Below are 20,320 nucleotides of genomic sequence, written 5' to 3'. Positions count from 1 at the left end.
ACTGCCACTACGGCAGCGTCAGGATGACCGGGCCGTCCTTCGTGATGGCAACCGTGTGCTCGCTGTGCGCGGCGCGGCGCCCGTTCGCGGACCGGAGGGTCCACTCGTCCTCGTCATGGTAGTAGTCGTCCTTGCGGCCGAGAATGAGCATCGGCTCAATGGCGATCACAAGGCCCTCGGTCAGTTTGATGCCGCGGCCGGGCCGGCCGTCGTTGGGCACGTGCGGCTCGGCGTGCATGGTCCGGCCGATCCCGTGGCCGCCGTGGTCGGCAAGGAGCCCGTAGCCCGCCCGGCGCGCTTCCCCCCCGATCGCGTAGCCCAGATCGCCCATCTTGTTCCCGATCCGGGCAGCCTCGATCCCCCGCGCCAGGGCGGCGTCCGTGGCGTCGATAAGGGCCTGATCCACGGGGGCCGCCGTGCCGACGACGAAGCTGACGGCGGCATCGCCGCACCAGCCGTCCAGGAACGCGCCACAGTCCACGCTCAGCAGATCCCCGTCCTGCAGCCGGTAGCCGTTGGGAATGCCGTGCACGACGGCGTCATTGACGCTCGTGCAGATGACCCCGGGAAACGGGACGGATGCCCACCGGGGCCGGTAGTTCAGGAACGCCGGCGTGGCACCGGCGTCGGCGATGGACGCCGCGGCGACCTCGTCCAGTTCCTTGAGCGAGACACCGACTGCGGCGGCGTCCCGGACCCGGCCCAGCGTGGTGGCGACCACCCGGCCGGCCTCGCGCATCAGGGCGATCTCTTCGGGACTCTTGATCATGGACATGGGTTTCCTTCCGACGCGGATCCGCGGCTTGCTGGCTTCAACTCTAAAGCCCGCCGCAGGATGTCTACAGTGGCCTCATGGCCACCACCGAACTGATTGATGCGATCCGCGGCCGTCTGCAGGCTGCAGCCGATCCCGGCCGCGCCGCCGGGGCACAGGCCTATATGAGGTCGCAGATGCCGTTTCTGGGCGTGCGGGTTCCCGAAGTCCGCAGAATCGTCAAAGCCGCGGCCGCCGAGCACCCTCCGGGCAGCATCGCGGAATTGCGGTCCGCAGTGCTCGAACTGTGGCGGAACTCCGGCTGTCGTGAGGAACGCTATGCGGCGATCGAACTCACCGGGCTGAAACTCGCGGCCCGGGAGCTCGGCATGCTGGCCGTGTACGAGGAAATCATCCGCACCGGGGCTTGGTGGGACCTGGTGGATGGGGTGGCGCACCGGCTGGGCGGGCTCCTGCAGGCGCACCGGGCAGAACTGACGCCGGTCCTGGGGCGCTGGAGCAAGGACGAGGACTTCTGGATCCGGCGGGCCTCCATCACGGCGCAGCTCGGGGCGAAGGCTGCCACGGACACGGCCCTCCTGACCGCCGTGATCGAGGCCAACCTGGGCGATCAGGAGTTCTTCATCCGGAAGGCGATCGGGTGGGCGCTGCGCCAGTACGCCAGGACGGACCCGGACTGGGTGGTGGCGTTTGTGCAGCGGCACCGGGACGAGCTCAGTCCGCTCTCCCGCAGGGAAGCGCTGAAGAACCTGCCGCCTGACTGATCCAGACCGGACAAACAGATCTAGATGATCGGCCGTGTGGTGACGGGCTCGTCCGACTTGCTGAACAGCAGCTTGGTCTTCGGGTCCAGGAAGATCAGGTACAGCGCAAAGAGCAGGGCGATGATGGCCGCGGCGTTGCGGGCGAGCGCCAGGGCCAGGCCGAGGTCGGCGGTCTGCAGGTACGGGAAGACGTCCAGCTGGTCCGAGATCGCGTACACCATGAAGAAGGACACGATGAAGTAGAGCGCCTTGACCTGCCAGTCGTCGCGGATGCCCGTGACCGCGAACAGCGGAATGAGCCAGACGATGTACCAGGACTGGATCATCGGGGACAGGAGCACGACGGCGGCGAACGCCAGGGTGAGACGGCGCATCAGACGGTCGTAGTCACCGCGGAAGATCTGCCAGGCGACGATCCCGACGGCGACCAGCTTGCCGGCGTCGAACGCCCACTTGGCCAGTCCCCAGCCGTCCAGGCCGAACGCGTTGGAGATGGAGGCGACGACCAGGCCCATCAGACCCACGGGCGCGTACCAGATCCAGATGCTGCCCGGGGCGGACAGGCCGTTGATCCAGCCGAAGCCGAAGCCGTTGACCCGGCTCATGAGGTACAGCAGGGCCAGGCTGATGCCGGCCGTGAGGCCCCAGAAGAGAAACTTGCGCGGCCAGCTGGCGTTCCTTCCCGCCCAGAGCAGGCCGATGAACGGCAAGAAGACGATCGTGATGGGCTTCACCGCGATGGAGAGCGTGACCAGCACGATTCCGCGGATGACCCGGCGGGTTGCGCAGTAATACAGTCCGGCCAGGGCCAGCCCGATCATAAGGGCGTCGTTATGCACGCTGGCGATGAAGTTGGTGAGGAACAGCGGGTTGGCGGCCGTCAGCCACAGGGCCCGGTTCGGGTTCACCCCGTGGAGTTCGGCCAGTTTCGGCACGTAGATCACGCACAGGACGATGCCCACCAGCGCGGCCATCCGGAAGAGCATGATGCTGCCCTCGGGGTTCACGTTGGTGGCCCAGACCACGAACTGCTCGATCCACAGGAAGAGCTGGCCGTACGGAACGGGCGCCTCGGTCCACATCTTGTCCGCGCCGAGCTGGAAGTAGTTGGACAGCGCCGAAATGCCGTTTTCGTAAGGGTTGAACCCCTCCACCATGAGCCGGCCCTGGCCGATGTAGGCGTAGACGTCCCGGCTGAAAAGCGGCACGGAGAACATCAGCGGCAAGCCCCACGCCACGGTCGCCTGGAGCGTGGCCTTGCGGGCCCCCGGCCCCCAGACCCGGACGCGCTGGCCCAGCCGCAGCCACGCGCGGACCAGGAGCATGCCGCCGAAGGCCAGCAGGACAATGGACAGGGCGACGCCGATGGCTTCGGTGCGCATCCAGATGAACAGCGGAACGCGGCGGAGCCCGGACACGGGGGCGAGCCAGCCGACGCCGATCGAACCGATCGCCATGAACAACGATCCGAGGAACCCGGCAAGGATCGGGGACCGGGGGTTGTCGACTTCGTCGACGGCAGCGGGGCGGAGGTCAGCCGTGCCGAGGCCAGCCGTGCCGAGGTCAGCAGGGCGGGACCCGGCCTCGCGGGTCTCAGTCGTACGGGAGTCAGTCGGGCGGGACGTACCGGCAGCCGTTTCCCCCGCCGCAGGCACAGGCGCCGTCATGTCAGGATCGTCCAATCTGTCGTGGGCCATTTTTCCGCCCGCAGTCGGCCGAATTGTGCGGCCCGGGGCACGCCGGCTTGACGAAATACTTCGACGGCCGCGTACCCGAAATCCTAGCACCGGACGGCCCTGTGACGTCGGAACGGTAGGCTGGGCGGGTGCCTATAACTAACGAACGCATCGTCTGGATCGACTGCGAAATGACCGGCCTGGACACCAAGAACGACGCCCTGATCGAGGTCGCCGCCCTGGTGACCGATTCGGAGCTCAACATCCTGGGTGAGGGCGTCGACGTCGTCATCAAGCCCGACGAAGCCGCGCTGGCCCAGATGAACGACTTCGTCCGGGACATGCATACCCGGTCAGGCCTCCTGGCGGAGCTCCCGCACGGCAAGACCATGGCCGAAGCGCAGGCCGCCGTGCTCGACTACATCAAGAAGTGGGTGCCGGACCCCAGGAAGGCCCCGCTCGGCGGCAACTCGGTGGGCACCGACCGCGTGTTCCTGGTCCGCGACATGCCCGAGGTGGTGGAGCACCTGCATTACCGGGTCATCGACGTGAGCACCATCAAGGAACTCTCCCGCCGCTGGTTTGCCCGGGCCTACTTCCAGTCCCCCGCCAAGATGGGCGGACACCGTGCGCTCGGCGACATCAAGGACTCCATCGACGAACTCCGCTACTACCGCGAGGCGGTGTTCGTCCCCGCGCCCGGTCCGGACAGCGCCACGGCGCAGCGGATCGCCAAGCGCGTCATGGGCGACGGCCCGGCTGAGGGCACCCCGGCGGAGTCCACCCAGGCCGAGTAGCGGCACCGGGGACCGTGGCGCGGAAAAGTAATCTGCGCCACGTTTGGCGGAAATTTCGGCGAAAATCGCAAAAGTGGCAAAACCACCCCCAAACAACAGGTAAGCTATTTGTCGTTGCCTTTCCAGCCCGCCGGTTCGCCGGAGGGCCTGATACGGCACATGGTGGGCGTAGCTCAGTTGGCAGAGCGCCTGGTTGTGGTCCAGGAGGTCGCGGGTTCAACCCCCGTCGCTCACCCTCATGAAGGACGGCAGTGATTGTCCGACCTTTTCCAAAGGCCGCACCGGTTATCCGGTGCGGCCTTTGTTGTCTGTACTGGAAGGAAACGCAGTGAAGCGCAAGCTCTTTGAAGAAGACCACGAGATGTTCCGCGAGATGGCTGCCGAGTTCAATTCGCGCGCGGTGGCCCCCCACTATGCCCAGTGGGACAAGGAGCACATGATGTCCCGGGACCTGTGGTCGGCGGCCGGCGAGCAGGGACTGCTGGGCCTGGCCGTGCCGGAGGAGTTCGGCGGCATGGGCATGAACGACTACCGCTTCCGTGCGGTGCTGGACGAGGAGTTCGCCAAGAGCAACCACCTCGCCGTCGGCCTCGCGTTCCACCTGCACGACGACATGGTCCTCCCCCACCTGCTGGCCTACGGCTCCGATGACCTCAAGTCCCGCTGGCTGCCCGCCATGGTCTCCGGCGAAAAGGTCACCTCGATTGCCTGGACCGAGCCGGGCGCCGGCTCCGACCTTCGCGGCATCCGCGCCAAGGCCGTCCGCGACGGCGACGACTGGCTGATCAGCGGCCAGAAGACGTTCATCGGCAACGGCATTTCCGGCGACGCCTCCCTGGTCCTGGCCCGCACCGACGGCGGCACCGGTCGCGGCAACCACGACTCGTTCTCCCTCTTCATGGTCCAGAAGGGTGAGGGTTACAACACCGGCAAGCAGCTGGACAAAATGGGCCTGAAGGCCTCTGACACGGCGGAACTGTTCTTCGACAACGTCCGCGTCCCGCACGCCGATCTGGTGGGCGAGGTGGGCAAGGGCCTGCAGTACGCGGCCGAACAGCTCCCCCAGGGCCGCCTGGCGATCGCGGTGGCGAGCTCCGCCGTCGTGCGCGCCGTCTATGAGGCGACCGTCCGCTACACGAAGGAGCGCAACGCGTTCGGCGAGCGGATCATCGACTTCCAGAACAGCCGCTTCGAACTCGCCGACATCCTCACCGAGGTCGAGGTTACCGAAGCCTACGTGGACCAGGCCATCCTGGCCTTCAACGCCGGCGAACTCGACGCCGCAGGTGCTGCCCGCGCCAAGCTGTGGGCCTCCGAGCGCGCCAAGTCCGTCACGGACCGGTGCCTGCAGCTGCACGGCGGCTACGGCTACATCCTGGAATACCCGGTGGCCCAGGCCTACCTCGCCGCCCGGCTGCTGACGATCTTCGGCGGCACCAACGAAATCATGCGCGACGTCGTCGGCCGCACCATCGCCGGCTGATCCGCACGTCGCCACCAGCACCCGAGGAATCACCTGACATGACCGTCCTGCCCATCACGATCTGGGGCGAGCCCGTGCTGCACCGCCGGGCCGCGGAAGTCGACGTCTTCGACGACGAGCTCCGCACCCTGATCGCCGACATGTTCGAGACCAACGACGCCGCCAACGGGGTCGGGCTGGCCGCTCCCCAGGTGGGGGTCGGCAAACGGCTCTTCGTGTACAAGTACGAGAACGACGACGGCGCCCCGCCCACCGGCGTCGTGGTCAACCCGGTGCTGACCCTCTCCAAGGTCTCCGGCGCGCTGCCGGACCCGGACGAGGACGAGGAAGGCTGCCTGTCCTTCCCGGGCGGCCAGTATCCGCTCAAGCGGGCCGAATGGGCACGCGTCCAGGGCTTCGACGGCGACGGGAAGCCGGTGGAATTCGAGGCGACCGGCTGGTTTGCCCGGGTCATCCAGCACGAGTACGACCACCTCGACGGCAAGCTCTACGTCAACCGGCTGGTCGACCGCTATGCCCGCAAGGCCATGAAGCAGGCCAAACGGAGCGGCTGGGGCGTCCCCGGCCTGACATGGATGCCGGGGGTTGACCCGGACCCGTTCGGCCACTGACGCGTCCGGCGGGCTGCCGGCCAATGCGCCTGTTCTCCCCACCTTTGACCCGGCCGCCGCCAGGAACTTCGACGATTCGCCCGACACGCCGTCGTCACCCGGCCATAGGTGGGGAATTTCCGTCAGGCCGGTTTCAGGCGGTCCGGTCGACAGCGGCCAGGATGGCGGCGCCGAGCTCGGCGGGCCGGGTGAACTGCGGCCAATGCCCGGTGGGCAGGTCAACGTATTCGACGTCGCGGACACGGCCGAGCTCCGCCACATACGGGTGGCCCTCGGCGATCATCCGGGTCAGCAGCGAGGACGGGAATTCGCAGGCGATGATGGTGGCCGGGACCTCGTAGCGGCGTTCGTCACTTAGCTGCTGCCGGTCCTGGGCTACAGCGCGCGGCTCCGGCACGGCGCGGGCGCGGAACATGGCCCGCAGCTCATCGGTGAGGTCGGTGAGGTCTTCGTCCTCAAAGAGTTCCCACGGGGGCAGCGGAACGGCGTCGCCGTCGGCCGGGAGCTCGTCGTTGATGACCCCGCCGTCGCCCAGCGGTCCGCTGTCCACATAGATGGCGCGGGCCACCCGGTCCGGCCGGGCGTCCACCGCGCCATGAATGATGGCGCCGCCGCCCGAGTGCCCCACCAGGACCACAGGCGCGCCGAAGGCATCGATGGCTGCAACGACGGCGTCGATGTGGGTGCGCAGGCCGATGCCCGCCCGCGGCGCGTCCGCCGACTCGAGCCCGGGCAGCGTCAGCGGGTGCACCGCGTGCCCCGCCGCCACCAGCGGGGGCGTCACCTCCGCCCACGACGACGCATCCAGCCAGAATCCGGGAACCAGAATGATATCCATGCCGGTACCATACCCGCCCGGACAGATCCGCGGCACGGGCTCCACCCGGCCGGCAGCGTGTCCGGACCGGACAATGATCCGGCCGGTCAGTCGTCGACCGGGTTTTCCAGGTTGGCCGCGTGGTCCGGAACATAGCGGAAGAGTTCCCTGGGCGGCCGGGTGTAATTGATCGCGCGGGGCCGTTCCGGCAGCGTCACCGGTTCGGTCCGCACTTCGGTGTAGTCGATGCTGGAGAGCAGGTGGGCGATCAGGTTGATCCGGGCCCGGCGTTTGTCCTCGGCTTCCACGACGTACCAGGGTGACTCCGCCGTGTCCGTCTGGACGAACATTTCGTCCTTGGCCCGCGAGTAGTCCTCCCACCGCAGGATTGCCTCCCGGTCCATCGGCGAGAGCTTCCATTGCCGCATGGGGTCATCCAGGCGGGATTTGAACCGCCGTTCCTGCTCCGCGTGGCTGATGGAGAACCAGTATTTAAGGAGCAGGATGCCATCCTGGACCAGGAGCCGTTCAAAGACCGGGCACTGCGCCAGGAAGCGCTTGTGTTCGGCGGGGGTGCAAAAGCCCATGACGTGCTCGACGCCGGCCCGGTTGTACCAGGACCGGTCCATCAGGACAATCTCACCGGCGGCCGGCAGATGCGCTACGTACCGTTGGAAGTACCACTCCCCCCGCTGCCTCTCGGTCGGTGCCGGGAGCGCGACGATCCGGGCAAAGCGCGGATTCAGGTATTCGGTCACCCGCTTGATGGCACTTCCCTTGCCGGCGGCGTCCCGGCCCTCAAAGATCACCAGGACCCGCGCCCCGGTGCTCCGCACCCACTCCTGCAGCGCGACCAACTCCGCCTGGAGTCGCAACAATTCAGCCTCGTAGAGGCCGACGTCGAGCCGGGCGCGTTTGCGCGCCGAGCGACCGGAACCCTTTCCACGACCGTCCTTGCGACCGTCTCTGCGTCCGTTCTTGTGCCCGTCTTTGTGCCCGTCGCGCCCCTTGCCTGCGCCGCCGCTGTCATGTGCCATGTTTCCCGTTCCCGTGCTCCGGCGTGGCGGTTTACCCTGCCGCGCCCATTCTCCGCCGGGCAGCAGAACGGCGACAAGAGTCATCCAGCACGGGAACCGTGCCGGCCGGAACTCCTATGCTTGGGCCATGGAATCCCCCGCTCCGACGGCGATGCTGCCCATCCTCACGCTCACCGTGAACCCGGCCCTTGATGCCAGCACGGTCACCGACCAGGTCATTGGCGAGCACAAACTCCGCTGCCATACCGGTCGGCTGGACCCGGGCGGCGGCGGGGTCAACGTGGCGCGCGTGGTGCACCGGCTCGGAGGGCAGACCATCGCGGCCTACACGGCCGGCGGTCCGACCGGCGAAGCATACCGGCGGCTCGTCGAAGCCGAACGCATCCCCACCCTGGTGGTGCCGATCAGCGGGAGCACACGTCAGAACTTCACGGTCGATGAGACGAGGACCGGCAAGCAGTTCCGTTTTGTCCTTGAGGGGCCCGAGCTCAGCGAGCCGGAGTGGCGGGGGTGCCTGGCTGTGGTCGCGGAATGCGTCCCGGCGGGCGGCTACGTGGTGGCGAGCGGAAGCCTGCCGAAGGGCGTCCCGGACGACTTCTATGCCCGGGTGGCCCGCCTGGCGAACGAGCGCGGGGCTCGCTGCATCGTGGACGCCTCCGGAGCGCCCCTCGCTGCGGCGCTGACGGAGGGGGTCTTCCTGGTCAAGCCGAGCCGGCGGGAACTCGGCGCACACTTCGGCAGGACGCTGGACAGCGAGGAGAGCCAGGTTGAGGCCGCGTCCTCGCTCGTGGCGGACGGGTCATCTCAGCACGTCGCCCTGACCCTCGGTGGTGAAGGAGCGGTGCTTGCGTCACAGACCGGCGTCCTCCGCCTAGCGGTCCCGCACGTGCAGGTTCGCAGCACGGTCGGAGCGGGCGACAGTTTTCTGGCCGCCTTCGTGCTCCGGATGGCACAGGGCCGCAGCCTTCAGGACGCGTTCCGGGCCGCGGTCGCGGCAGGAACCGCCACCGTGACGACGACGGCCACGGAGCTGTGCAGCCGGGCCGACGTCGAACGTCTCGAGGCAGAACTCGGGGCACAGGCACTCGAGCCGTAGCCGGCAGCCGCTGAGACAGTCCCGACGAAACGGAGCTGATGACACTGAGTAGGGGCCTGAAGCGTCAGAGGAGGGGTGTCTGGCTGGCGGCTTCTATCGCCAGGGGAAAGAGCATGATCAGCAGGATTGAATAGAGCACGGTGGCCACGCCCACGGCGGCTGAGTCCTCGCGGCCCCAAAGCAGGTCGGTCCACAGGACCACTGCGATCACTGCAACCATGACCGTGACAAACCAGCCGACGGAGTTCAGGGCGTGATATTCATTTGTCGTGCCCAGGTTCACGCCCAGGACAATGCCAAACCAGCCGATGCCGACTATCAGGGCCGGTCCTAACACTGCCAGTAGCAGCGCCAGCCTGCCGAAGCCCGTGTCCGGAAGCCCCATCCGTCCAAACGCCAGTCTCTTGGTCGCGTTCATCCGTGTACCTCTCCCCCGCATTGAGCGCCGCGCTGCTGCGCCGGATTGCCAGCACACCGCGGCCGTGTCCGGGCGGCCAGAGGACAACGTCCCGGGCATGGCAGTACCGGGCACGGCAATAGGGACACGATGCGGTCAACGAGGAACGATGGTCTGCTGCTGCGGACAGGATCCGAGGATTCGCTTCATCGCCTCCTTCTCTGCGGGCGTGACCCACAGCCGGTAGGCCGCCTTGACGGAAATCTGGCGGGCAACGTAGTGGCAGCGGAACGCCTTGTTCGGCGGCAGCCAGGTGGCGGCGTCGGAGGCACTCTTGTCCTGGTTGGCGGGACCGTCAACGGCGATCAGGTTGAGGGGATCGTTGGCCAGGTGTTCGCGCTGCTGCGCGGTGAGCTGCTGGGCCCCCTTTTGCCAGGCGTCGCCGAGCGCCACGACGTGGTCGATCTGCACGGCTGCGCTGGTCTCGGCGCCCCGCCGGAACGCGATCACGCGGCCTGTATACGGTTCCCGGAGGGTGCCGCCGGAGACCTGGCACCCTGAGCCGTTCACGAATTCAGCCGCCTCAAGGTCCCGGCGGAGGATGTCGTTGCGGGTATCGCAGCCGTTGCGGTCGACGTCGAGCCATGCCTGGCCGAACGCACTGCGGTCATAGGTATCCTTGGCCGACCGGCCTTTGACCGCGAGTGTGTCCAGCACGGCGGCGGCGCTTCCGGCCGGGACGGCCCGGACGGACTCCACGGGCTTCATCCACCCGCCCGCAAGCACGGGGGCCTCGCTTGGACCCGCGCTCTGCGGTTCCGCGAGGGAAAACTGGCCGGCCAGGAAGAACCAGGCCAGGCCGCCGAAGACGGTCAGGGCCGCTGCGGCCAGGAGAAGCCAGGCCTGGCGGGAGCGGCGCCGGGCACGGCGGAACTCCGTCCAGGTGACGGTCATGAGGTTAGCCGCGGGCGGCGATCTGGTTGCACGCCCTGAGCCTAAACCGGCGCTCTGACATCATGGACTTTGTCCACAGTGTTGAGGACCGGTGGCCGGGCAGCCGGGGTTATTGGTCCCGCGTGACCCGTTTCAGGTCTTCGTTGGCCAGGTCCAGCAGTGACTGGAGCTGGTTCACCCGGTCGTCGTTGACTTCACCGGTTTGGCGTTTGGCGACGGCGTCGTCCAGGAGCCGCTTCGCTTCCTTCGCGTTGCTCCGCGCGACGTCCAGCGCGTGTTCCAGGGTGGTCTCGTGCTCAATAGCCGCGTTCTGTTCCATGGCTCCATTGTGGTTCCCTTTCCCGGCCGATTCCAGTACATCGGCCGGGAAAGGACGAACGAGTCCCGGTCAGGGACGAAGGTTCGGCCAGCCGGTTAGACCTCGACGGGGAGCCCGGCGGCCTCGAGGATGGCGGACGCGTCCTTGGCGGGGAACGACGGCGGGTTGACGCCGGCCATTTCCTCCATGACGCGGACCACCTGGCAGGAGTAGCCGAACTCGTTGTCGTACCAGACGTAGAGCACAAGGTTCTTGTCGTTGGAGATGGTGGCCAGGCCGTCGACGATGCCTGCGCGGCGCGAGCCGACGAAGTCCGTGGAGACCACCTCGGGCGAATCAATGTAGTCGACCTGCTTGCGCAGCTCCGAGTGCAGCGACATTTCCCGCAGGTAGTCGTTGACCTCGTCCTTGGTGGTGCCGTTCTCCAGGCTCAGGTTCAGGATGGCCAGGGACACGTCGGGGGTGGGGACACGGATGGAACTGCCGGTGAGCTTGCCGAGGAGTTCCGGCAGGGCCTTTGCCACGGCTTTGGCGGCACCGGTCTCGGTGATCACCATGTTCAGCGCGGCGGAGCGGCCGCGCCGGTCACCCTTGTGGAAGTTGTCGATCAGGTTCTGGTCGTTGGTGAAGGAGTGGACGGTTTCGACGTGGCCGTGCACCACGCCGTAGCGGTCGTTGATCGCCTTCAGGACAGGGGTGATGGCGTTGGTGGTGCAGGAGGCCGCGGAGACGATCTTGTCCGAGTCTGTGATCGTGCCGTGGTTGATGCCGTGCACGATGTTCTTCAGCTCGCCCTTGCCCGGAGCGGTCAGCAGGACCCGGGAGACGCCGGTGCTCTGCAGGTGCTGGGACAGGCCCTCGGCGTCGCGCCAGCGGCCGGTGTTGTCCACCACCAGGGCATCGTGAATGCCGTAGGCGGCGTAGTCGACCGTGGCCGGGTTGTCCGAGTAGATGACCTGGATCTGGACACCGTTGGCAGTGATCGTGTCGTTTTCGAGGTCCACCTTGATGGTGCCCTCGAAGGAGCCGTGGACCGAGTCGCGGCGCAGCAGGCTGGCGCGCTTGGCGAGGTCGTTGTCCGAGCCGCGGCGCACCACGATGGCGCGCAGGCGCAGGCCGTGGCCGCCACCGGCCTTTTCGATCAGGAGGCGGGCCAGGAGCCGGCCGATGCGGCCGAAGCCGTAGAGGACGACGTCGGTGCTGGTGCGGTCGTCGCCGCCGCGCTTGCCGACGATCTCGGCGAGTTCCTCGCGCAGGAAATCGTCCAGGCTGGCGCCGTCGCCCTCGGCACGGTACTTCTCGGTGAGGCGGGCAATATCGATCGCCGCAGCGCCGAGCTCCAGCTTGGTCAGGGCCTCCAGGAGCGGGGCCGTTTCCTCGAGGCGCAGTTCTTCCTTACTCATCCGGCGGGCGAAACGGTGTGCCTTGAGGATATTCATGGTGGACTTGTTGATCAGGCTGCGTCCGTGGATCGAGGTCACCACGTTGTTCTCGCGGTACAGCCGGCCGATCACCGGGATCATGGCCTCGGCGAGTGCCTCACGGCCCATCCACGTATCAAGACAAGAATCTGACGTCTGGCTCACAGAACTACCTTCCTAGAATCCACCCCATACGTCCTCGTAAGGGGAAGTCGGCCGCCGGAGGGTGTCCGGTACCTCGGCGTCGCCGGGGATTCGGTCCACCCCGGGCGCCTCACTGAACGCAAAGAAAATCCGCCGGCTGCGAACGCAGACCCGGCGGCGGAACTTCTACGTTCATCATCAATTCTACGGGCGGCCCGGCGGCCTCCGGTGCCCGGTTACGCGTGAAATGACTCACACACCATCCGGGGCCCTGGACGAGCCGGCGAAACCACTCACGCCTGGCGTCAGCCTGCCCGCGTCTTCAAGGATCATGTCGGCGGCTTTTTCCGCGATCATGATGGTGGGCGCCTGCGTGTTGGCACTGATCAGGCGGGGCATGATCGAGGAGTCCACCACCCGCAGTCCCTCCAGTCCGTGGACCGTAAGCCGGGGGGAGACGACGGACTCATCGGTGGTGCCCATGGAACACGTGCCCACCGGGTGGTACGAGGTCCGTCCGTAGGATCGCACGAAGTTCACGTACTCGTCGCGGGATTCCACCCGTGAGCCGTCGCCGATGTGCTCTCTCTTGACGAAGGCTGCCATAGATGACTGCTCCATGATCTGGCGGCTCTGCTGCACGCCGGCGATCGTCATCTCGAGATCGTAGTCATCCGCGAGGAAATTCGGATCGATGAGCGGTATCTGGGCGGGGTCTGCGGACGCGACCCGGACTGTTCCCCGGCTGAGGGGGCGCAGGAAATAGGAGTTCAGCGTCATGCCAAACCCGGGCTGCAGCGACGCTATGCCCGGCTCCGGCCTCGCCGCGGGCAGGAAGTGGAACTGCAGGTCCGGGGTCTTCTCGTACTTGTTGGCATAGCTGAAGCCGCCGGCCTCCACTAGGTTGGACGCGAACGGTCCCGTCCGGAAGGCCAGGTACTCGAGGCCGGCCAGGACCGTAGCCGGGCGCACGCGATTGAACCGGTCCAGACTGTGGTCGTCGGTGAGTTCATAGATGATGTCCAGGTCCAGATGGTCCTGCAGGTTCTTCCCGACACCGGGCAGAGCATGGAGAACGTCGATGCCGGCGGCTGCAAGGTCTGCCGGGTCGCCAATGCCTGAGAGCTGCAGCAACTTAGGAGATCCAAAAGCGCCGCTGGCGACTATGACCTCGCGCCGTGCGCTGTAGGTTCGTGCCACTCCATCTTCGACCGCCTCGACGCCGACGGCGCGGCCGTTCTTGATGACCACTTTTGATACCGACACATTAACGCGAACCGTGAGGTTGCGCCGCCTGCGCGCGGGTTTCAGGTAGGCGACGGAGGCGCTGCACCGACGGCCGTTCCTGGTGGTGGTCTGGTAGAAACCGACGCCGTACTGTTCCGCGCCGTTAAAATCGTTGTTGTAGGGTAGGCCGAACTCCCGGCCAGCCTGCACGAATGCCGCCGAGAGCGTGTGCGGACGCCGGGGGTCCGAGACACTAAGGGGCCCTTGGGTTCCGTGGTGGGGTCCTGAGAGTCGTGAGTTTGACTCCGAGCGGACGAAATACTTGGACACCTCAGCGGCGGTCCAGCCCTCGCATCCGTAGTCCGCGACCCATCCGTCATAGTCCTCGTCCACGCCCCGCGTGAAGACCTGGGAGTTGATGGAGCCGCCGCCGCCGAGCCCGCGGCCTTGCGGGAGCGGGATGCTGCGGCCGTTGCTGTGCTCTTGCGGAATGCTGTTGTATGCCCACTGGTACGGGCCTCCCTTGAGTCTGGGAAAGCCGGCGGGCACGTGGATGAATGGGTGGCGGTCGGATCTGCCCGCCTCGAGCAGCAGCACGCGAATTGAGGGGTCTTCACTCAGCCTGCCGGCCAGGACGCTGCCACCGGTACCGCCGCCGGCGATCACGTAGTCATATGCTAGGTCGTCCGGCACAATGACTCCTCAACCATCACCGACTGCACCATCATTTGAAGCGTTCATTGCAGTGTCGGGGGCCGCCCGGACGAAGTCAAGGGTGCCTCAAGGTTTTCCCAAGGTTGCACCCATGCAATAGCTCCCTGGGCCTGCAGCCCATGACGGCCGATTGCCGCTCCGAACGCGGGATCCCGGCGGTGTGAGTGGATGAGTTGACCGATACGCCGGGTTCTGACTGAATCGGCTCCATCATTGGGATGTGGGTTCGGTCAGGGGCCAATCAGGGGCATCGAGCCTCACTAGATCGTCCGTGAGGGCCGCCGCCTTGGTGTCATCGTCCGGCCACAGGTGGGCATACGTCTTGAGAGTTTCGGTGGCGTCCTTGTGCCCCAGCCGGTGGGCCACGGCCACAGGGGACATGCCCCCGGCGATCAGCTGCGAGGCGTGATGGTGCCGCAGCTCATGCCAGCCCGTCCCGGCCCCGGGGACAATGTCGCGGATGTGCCTCCAGGCCTCCCCCGCCGTGTGCCTGGTGATGGCCCGGCCAGCCGAGTGGAAGACGATGCCTCCGACGCCTTGCGGCCCCTCCCGCAGACCCTTCAGGACTTGCACTGAGTGATCGCCGATGTGGATGCGCCGGCGGCTGGCCTTCGTCTTGGGCGGGCCCCAAGATGGATCGCTCGAGTTGTTCCCGATGAGTTGCCGGTCGATGCTGATCATTGAGCTGTCGAAGTCGACCCGGTCCCACGTGAGGCCGCGCAACTCGGATGAGCGCAGGCCGGTCGCGGCGCAGAAGACCACCATCGGCCGGTATGGTTTCCAGGTCTCCCCTGCGAGGCGCCGCACAACGTCCGTGCGGAGCGGAACGAGCGCTTCAGGCTCGATCTTCGGCAGCCGGATCGACAGGCATGGCGTCTTCTGCACCTTGCCATCGAGAACCGCCGCCTTGAACATGGCCGCCAAGTACCAGTAGGTCACCTTGACCGTGGATGGCGCCAGGGACTCAGCCCAGTCCCCCACCACGGCTTGGGGCGACAGGCTTCCGGGGTTCCTGCCCGCCTAGGCCGGGCACCCTTGATGCCAGTGTTGCCCGTGTGGTTATACTCATGCTTGGGGGCGCCTTAGCCGGTGTATGTCGGAAGCGTTCAGCAGTCACAAGATATCTGCCAACGAACCGACAGGAGGTACGGGGAGCCGTGCCAGCATTGAAACGATCGATCTTCCGCAAAGCGGCGGCCACTGCCGCCCTTTCCGTTGCCCTGGGAGCCGGAGCGCTCACCGTTGCGGCCCCTGCCAGCGCCAACGGAGGCACTCCCGCCTCATGTGCCGAAACTGCCGCGCCTTGCACAGCCGGCGTGTCCACCGTCTACGTCACTCCAGGAACAATCCTGGGGGCGAACACGTATGGCTGGCCCAAGGGCACCAAGCTGGAATACCGCTGGTTCTTGAATGGCGAAATCTTTGCGGGCGGCTGGAATGCAACCACTAAGGTCTGGGGGCCGCCGGCCGTGGACAGCAAAGGCGACAAGTACGTCGTGCGCGTCAAGGGCACGTTGGCGGGCAAGGTCAGCTATCGGTTCAGCAGGACGTACGTCGTCCGCTACTAACCACGGCGCACAGAAAACCCTCGTCAGTCATCACGACTGACGAGGGTTTTCTTCCATGAGGCATAGTGCCCTGAGCCGCAGGGAATCCATGGACTCGTTAGCCCCATCCAGTGGGGAACCGGCCCCCGGATACCTGCCCGCCTAGGGGCAAATCAGGGGCAAACAGCCCGGCCGGACCCCATCAAATTCAATCAAATCGGCCCGAACCAAGCAGGGCTCAAAGGCAGCCATTTAGGCAAAATTCCCCGAAATCCCGCGGGAAACCGGTCCAGTGAGTGGATGGGTTGACCGATACGCCGGGTTCTGTGTTCCCGCGCTGTTGCCGGCGCGGGAGTAGCGGCCATCCATCTACGGACGCCGTTGCCGACGCCCTCCAGCGGCCTACCCGGACACTCGGGCGAGCAGCCCTCAATCGTGCCCTGTCTGGCCTTGCTCCGGGTGGGGTTTACCTAGCCTTCCCGGTCACCCGGGAAGCTGGTGGTCTCTTACACCACCGTTTCACCCTTACCTGCCCTGCGGCCTGTGCAAGCACACGCCGCACGCAGGCGGTCTGTTCTCTGTGGCACTGGCCTGCGGGTTACCCCGAGTGGGCGTTACCCACCACCCTGCTCTGCGGAGCCCGGACGTTCCTCGAGCCACTTGCGTGACGCGCGGCCGCCTGGTCAACCCATCCGCAGTTCATTCTACGGTCTCGCTCGGCGGTGCCGCCCCACCGGAGCCTTTTGGGGCGCACGGTGGGAGAATTGGACCAGGATTCCTGCTAGCCAAGGACGCGATTTCGATGAACTGGACCGCCATCTTCAGCTGGTTGCTCGCGCTCGTCCTGGTGCTTATTGTCGCCAGGATGTCGATCAAGATTGTTCGCCAGTACGAACAGGGCGTCCTGTTCCGGCTGGGGCGCGTGGTCGCGGTCCGGATGCCCGGCCTGCGGTTGATCATCCCGGTAGTGGACCGGCTTCAGCTGGTGAGCCTGCGGATCGTGACAATGCCGATCCAGTCGCAGGGCATCATCACCCAGGACAACGTCAGTGTGGACATTTCGGCCGTGGCCTATTTCCGGGTGATCGACGCCGTGAAGTCCGTCGTGGCGATCGAGGACGTCGGGGCGGCCATCAACCAGATCGCCCAGACCACCCTGCGGAAGGTGGTCGGCCGCCACAGCCTGGACCAGACGCTGTCCGAGACCGAGCGCATCAACACCGATATCCGGGAAATCCTGGACGCCCTGACCCTGGCATGGGGCGTCGAAGTGACCCTCGTGGAGCTCAAGGATATCCAGCTCCCGGACAGCATGAAGCGGGCCATGGCCCGTCAGGCCGAGGCAGAACGGGAGAAGCGGGCCAAGATCATCTCGGCCGAAGGTGAGTCGATCGCGGCCGTGGCCCTCGGCGAGGCGTCCGACACGATGATGGCCCATCCCGTGGCCCTGCAGCTGCGGAATCTGCAGTCCCTCGTGGAGATCGGGGTAGACAAGAACTCCACCGTCGTCTTCCCGGCTCCCCTGATGAGCACCATCGCCGAGCTGGGCGCCTTCCTGGCACGCGAGGACCTCGCGGCCAGGACAGGGACCGGGAGTGCGGCAGCGTGGCTGGCGGGCAACCCGGCAGCGGCACCGGGCGCGGCACCCCCGGAGTCACCGGCACCGGTACCCGCGGAGCCACCGGCACCGGTACCCGCGGAGCCACCGGCACCGGTACCCGCGGAGCCGCCGGCAGCGTCCCCGGAGTCGCCGATCAAGGCCGCGTAGTTGCCATACCGGCGTCCACCGCCTCGGCAACCGTCCCCTCGGAGCCCTCCGCGCCGGCGGGCCGCCGGTCGGGTCCGGCGAGCTGACATCCCGGGCAGGTGCCCGCCGGTAAGATCGTACGGTGCTAATTCTGCTGCCGCCCTCGGAGGGCAAGACTCCCGCGACGGGCGGGGACGCCGCCGACTGGAACACCCTGAGCTTTCCCGTCCTCAACGGCGCCCGGGCCAAGGTCCTCGACGCCCTCGGCACCGTCAGCGCCCACGAGGACGCCCTGGCCCTGCTGGGCGTCGGCGCATCGCTGAGTGCCGACGTCGAACGCAACACGCGCTTGCACGCAGAACCGGCCGCCCCGGCTCACCAGGTGTATTCCGGGGTGCTCTATGACGCCTTGGGCTATGACTCCCTGACCCCGGCGCAGCGGAAGAAGGCCGACGCATCAGTCCTGGTGGTTTCGGCGCTATGGGGTGCCATCCGCTTCGCGGACCGTGTGCCGGCCTACCGGCTGTCGATGGGAACCTCGCTGCCCGACGTCGGACGGCTCGCCTCGTTCTGGAAGCCGCAACTGGGCGATGCCCTGGCGGCGGCCACCGCCGGTGAGCTGCTGGTGGACTGCCGGTCCAGCACCTACTCCGCGGCCTGGACTCCCCCGCCGGAACAGACGGTCGCTGTCAATGTCTTCACCGAGAACGCCGGTGTGCGCAAGGTGGTCAGCCACTTCGCCAAGCACACCCGCGGCGAGCTGGCCCGGCATCTGCTCACCCGCAGGGGCAACGCCCCCCGGACGCCCGCCCAGCTCCAGAAGGCGGCGGCCGAGAAGTGGGTTGCGGAACTCGTCGAGGGCACGGCCCGCAAGCCACGCACCCTGAACATCATCCTGCCCAACTAGATCGCAGTTGTGGCCGTTTTGAGCGCTCAAAACGGCCTGAGCTGCGAGTTAGTTGGGGGGTCCGGCCCACTCGGCCGAACGGACCAGGATGCAGCCGGAGTCCGGGCAAAAGACGATGTCGTCATCGGCGGCGGCTTTGATCTCGGCGAGGTCCCCGGGGCTGAGCTGCATGCCGGAGCCTTCGGAGGTGCCGTGGAACAGCCGCGCCGCACCCACTCCGCGCTTGGCCAGGGTCTTCTCGTAGACCGCGAGCATTCCCGCGTCGAGTCCGGCGGCGAACTCGGCACGCTTGCCGCGCACCACGGTGGCTTCGGCGTCGATCTCGGCCAGCTGCTCATCCAGTTCGGCGCGGATGGAGCCGAAGGAGCCCTGAATGTCGTCGACGATCTGTTGCTGCGCGGCCTGGCGGGCGCGGAGCGAGTCGAGGCGTTCGAGGACTTCGAGCTCGACGTCCTCGAGGTCAGAGCGGCGCTTGTTGAGGGAGACGAGGTCCCGCTGCAGGGCGACGAGGTCCTTGGACAGGCCCGTGCCGCTGTTGAGTTTGGCCTCATCGCGTTCGATCCGCGAGGCCACCTGCTCTACGTCCGCCTCGGCGCGCTTGAGTTCAAGTTCAGCATCGTGGACTGCCACCTTGGCGGCACCAAGTTCGCCGTTGGCGATGCCGAGGGCTGATTCCAGGTCGGTGATCCGGGAGTCGCTTTCAAGGCTTCGGCGGCGGTTGGACAGGGATTTGAGCTTGGCGTCCAGTCCCTGCAATTCGAGCAACTTCAACTGTTCCGCCGGTGCTGCCTTGGCCACTATTACCTCCGCTTGTTCCCTTCCGGCCGGAGCCGGGCACCGTACCGGCGCTCCTAAGACTCTAGCGCCTAGCGTGCTCCCCGGCCTCGCTACGCTCACCCGGGGGCCCCTCGCACGCCAGGCTTAGCCCGGAGTCAGAATGAAGTCCCAGGGGTCGCTGTTGGTGGTGCTGACGCGGATCTCGACGTCGTGCCCCTGATCGGCGAGCACATTGCCCAGCGCTTCGGCGGCTGCAGGCAGCCACAGCCACTCGCTGGCAAAGTGTGACACGTCGATCAGGTAGGGCCGGTCGTTGACCGCTGCCTCCCGGGCTTCCGAGGCCGGGTGGTGGCGCAGATCCGCCGTCAGGTAGACATCGGCGTTGCTGGCCCGGACCTCGCCAAAGAGGGAATCGCCGGCGCCGCCGCAGACAGCAACCCGCCGGACCAGCCCGTCCCGGTCCCCGGAGACGCGCACGCCGCCGGCCACCGAGGGAAGGATGCCGAACACGCGGGCTGCGAAGTCACCCAGGGTCAGGACCTCTTCAAGATCGCCGACCCGGCCGATCCCTTCCTCGGGCAGCCCGTTCGCGGCCGGGGTCAGCGGGGCCACGTTCTGCAGCCCCAGCGCATCGGCCAGGACGTCGGAGACGCCCCCGACGGCGGAGTCACCGTTGGTGTGCACGGTCATCAGCGCGGTTCCGGACTCGATGAGGCGGTGGACGGCTTTGCCCTTCGCGGTGTTCGCGGCGACGCTCGTGACGCCCTTGAGCAGCAGCGGATGGTGGGTGATGAGCAGCTCGGCGCCGAATTCGATGGCTTCCTCGATCACCTCGGTGGTGGGGTCGACGGCGAAGAGGACCCTGTGCACCTCGGCGTTCGGGTGGCCCGCCACGAGGCCCACCTCGTCCCAGTCCTCGGCGAGCGATTCGGGCCAGAGCTCCTCCACCGCCAGCTGGATCGCGCCCAGCGTTGCCGTGCCGGGGGCCTCCCCGGTGCCGGTAGCGCCGTCGACGGCGACAGCAACGCCGTCGGACTCAGCTGAAACATCGGTGTTCACAGGTTCCATACCCCCATTTTTACCCTATCCGCGCCCGGCCCCGTCACCTGT

Annotated in this window: 20 protein-coding genes, 1 tRNA gene and 1 other RNA gene; 9 read left to right on the top strand and 13 right to left on the bottom strand. The window is 66.9% G+C overall.

Features of this window, described 5'->3' with window-relative positions; translation table 11 throughout:
• Positions 1-7: 7 nt before the first annotated feature.
• Positions 8-775: a type I methionyl aminopeptidase gene (gene map, locus ACVWZ7_RS19075; RefSeq protein ID WP_344366299.1), complete on the bottom strand. Its 768-nt coding sequence runs from the start codon at positions 773-775 to the stop codon at positions 8-10.
• Positions 776-852: 77 nt separating this feature from the next.
• Between map and ACVWZ7_RS19070 the strand changes: the two genes are divergently transcribed.
• Positions 853-1,539, top strand: coding sequence for a DNA alkylation repair protein (locus ACVWZ7_RS19070; RefSeq protein ID WP_456508756.1), 687 nt, complete (start codon positions 853-855; stop codon positions 1,537-1,539).
• A gap of 20 nt (positions 1,540-1,559) precedes the next feature.
• On the opposite strand, the gene mptB is transcribed toward ACVWZ7_RS19070, so the two are convergent.
• Positions 1,560-3,206, bottom strand: a complete 1,647-nt coding sequence (gene mptB / locus ACVWZ7_RS19065) for a polyprenol phosphomannose-dependent alpha 1,6 mannosyltransferase MptB (protein ID WP_456508755.1) — start codon at positions 3,204-3,206, stop codon at positions 1,560-1,562.
• A gap of 158 nt (positions 3,207-3,364) precedes the next feature.
• On the opposite strand from mptB, the gene orn reads away from it, so the two are divergent.
• The 4 genes from orn (at position 3,365) to def (ending at position 6,106) form a co-directional block, all read left to right on the top strand.
• The gene (gene orn, locus ACVWZ7_RS19060) at positions 3,365-4,012 is read left to right on the top strand and encodes an oligoribonuclease (protein WP_456508754.1); all 648 of its coding nucleotides are present in this window, start codon (positions 3,365-3,367) and stop codon (positions 4,010-4,012) included.
• A 162-nt stretch (positions 4,013-4,174) separates the two neighbouring features.
• Positions 4,175-4,247 (top strand) — tRNA-His (locus tag ACVWZ7_RS19055).
• A 93-nt stretch (positions 4,248-4,340) separates the two neighbouring features.
• Entirely contained in the window at positions 4,341-5,495 is a 1,155-nt protein-coding gene (locus tag ACVWZ7_RS19050) for an acyl-CoA dehydrogenase family protein (protein WP_202615947.1), read from the top strand.
• Between the two features lie 38 nt (positions 5,496-5,533).
• Positions 5,534-6,106, top strand: a complete 573-nt coding sequence (def, locus tag ACVWZ7_RS19045; protein WP_091253763.1) for a peptide deformylase — start codon at positions 5,534-5,536, stop codon at positions 6,104-6,106.
• 133 nt (positions 6,107-6,239) lie between these two features.
• On the opposite strand, the gene ACVWZ7_RS19040 is transcribed toward def, so the two are convergent.
• A complete protein-coding gene (locus ACVWZ7_RS19040; protein ID WP_456508753.1) occupies positions 6,240-6,944 on the bottom strand; it encodes an alpha/beta fold hydrolase in 705 nt (234 codons plus the stop codon).
• An 86-nt stretch (positions 6,945-7,030) separates the two neighbouring features.
• Positions 7,031-7,960, bottom strand: a complete 930-nt coding sequence (ppk2, locus tag ACVWZ7_RS19035; RefSeq protein ID WP_344366312.1) for a polyphosphate kinase 2 — start codon at positions 7,958-7,960, stop codon at positions 7,031-7,033.
• 127 nt (positions 7,961-8,087) lie between these two features.
• Between ppk2 and ACVWZ7_RS19030 the strand changes: the two genes are divergently transcribed.
• On the top strand, positions 8,088-9,056 hold the full coding sequence (locus ACVWZ7_RS19030; protein WP_456508752.1) for a 1-phosphofructokinase family hexose kinase: 969 nt from the start codon (positions 8,088-8,090) through the stop codon (positions 9,054-9,056).
• A 64-nt stretch (positions 9,057-9,120) separates the two neighbouring features.
• On the opposite strand, the gene ACVWZ7_RS19025 is transcribed toward ACVWZ7_RS19030, so the two are convergent.
• The 6 genes from ACVWZ7_RS19025 to ACVWZ7_RS19000 form a co-directional block, all read right to left on the bottom strand.
• Positions 9,121-9,474 carry a hypothetical protein gene (locus ACVWZ7_RS19025; RefSeq protein WP_456508751.1) on the bottom strand — a complete coding sequence of 118 codons (354 nt, stop codon included), beginning with the start codon at positions 9,472-9,474 and terminating at the stop codon, positions 9,121-9,123.
• Between the two features lie 135 nt (positions 9,475-9,609).
• Positions 9,610-10,407, bottom strand: a complete 798-nt coding sequence (locus tag ACVWZ7_RS19020) for an HNH endonuclease family protein (RefSeq protein ID WP_456508750.1) — start codon at positions 10,405-10,407, stop codon at positions 9,610-9,612.
• Positions 10,408-10,516: 109 nt separating this feature from the next.
• Positions 10,517-10,726 (bottom strand): hypothetical protein, encoded by a 210-nt coding sequence (locus ACVWZ7_RS19015; RefSeq protein WP_116768644.1) that lies wholly within the window; start codon positions 10,724-10,726, stop codon positions 10,517-10,519.
• 95 nt (positions 10,727-10,821) lie between these two features.
• Entirely contained in the window at positions 10,822-12,312 is a 1,491-nt protein-coding gene (locus tag ACVWZ7_RS19010) for a glyceraldehyde-3-phosphate dehydrogenase (RefSeq protein WP_456508749.1), read from the bottom strand.
• 231 nt (positions 12,313-12,543) lie between these two features.
• A complete protein-coding gene (locus ACVWZ7_RS19005) occupies positions 12,544-14,211 on the bottom strand; it encodes a GMC family oxidoreductase (RefSeq protein WP_456508748.1) in 1,668 nt (555 codons plus the stop codon).
• 231 nt (positions 14,212-14,442) lie between these two features.
• Positions 14,443-15,213, bottom strand: coding sequence for a site-specific integrase (locus ACVWZ7_RS19000; protein WP_456508747.1), 771 nt, complete (start codon positions 15,211-15,213; stop codon positions 14,443-14,445).
• Positions 15,214-15,548: 335 nt separating this feature from the next.
• On the opposite strand from ACVWZ7_RS19000, the gene ACVWZ7_RS18995 reads away from it, so the two are divergent.
• Entirely contained in the window at positions 15,549-15,800 is a 252-nt protein-coding gene (locus ACVWZ7_RS18995; protein WP_344366329.1) for a hypothetical protein, read from the top strand.
• Between the two features lie 276 nt (positions 15,801-16,076).
• On the opposite strand, the gene rnpB is transcribed toward ACVWZ7_RS18995, so the two are convergent.
• Positions 16,077-16,470, bottom strand: an RNA gene (gene rnpB, locus ACVWZ7_RS18990) — RNase P RNA component class A.
• Positions 16,471-16,581: 111 nt separating this feature from the next.
• On the opposite strand from rnpB, the gene ACVWZ7_RS18985 reads away from it, so the two are divergent.
• Complete coding sequence (locus tag ACVWZ7_RS18985) at positions 16,582-17,547, top strand: slipin family protein (protein WP_456508746.1); 966 nt, start codon at positions 16,582-16,584, stop codon at positions 17,545-17,547.
• Between the two features lie 121 nt (positions 17,548-17,668).
• A complete protein-coding gene (locus ACVWZ7_RS18980; protein WP_456508745.1) occupies positions 17,669-18,433 on the top strand; it encodes a YaaA family protein in 765 nt (254 codons plus the stop codon).
• A 48-nt stretch (positions 18,434-18,481) separates the two neighbouring features.
• On the opposite strand, the gene ACVWZ7_RS18975 is transcribed toward ACVWZ7_RS18980, so the two are convergent.
• Positions 18,482-19,231 (bottom strand): zinc ribbon domain-containing protein, encoded by a 750-nt coding sequence (locus tag ACVWZ7_RS18975; RefSeq protein ID WP_456508744.1) that lies wholly within the window; start codon positions 19,229-19,231, stop codon positions 18,482-18,484.
• A 123-nt stretch (positions 19,232-19,354) separates the two neighbouring features.
• Positions 19,355-20,278 carry a Nif3-like dinuclear metal center hexameric protein gene (locus tag ACVWZ7_RS18970; protein WP_116768650.1) on the bottom strand — a complete coding sequence of 308 codons (924 nt, stop codon included), beginning with the start codon at positions 20,276-20,278 and terminating at the stop codon, positions 19,355-19,357.
• Between the last annotated feature and the right edge of the window lie 42 nt (positions 20,279-20,320).

It is taken from the genome of Arthrobacter sp. TE12232 (genome assembly GCF_054062615.1).
This window is presented reverse-complemented; position numbering and strand designations above follow the sequence as displayed.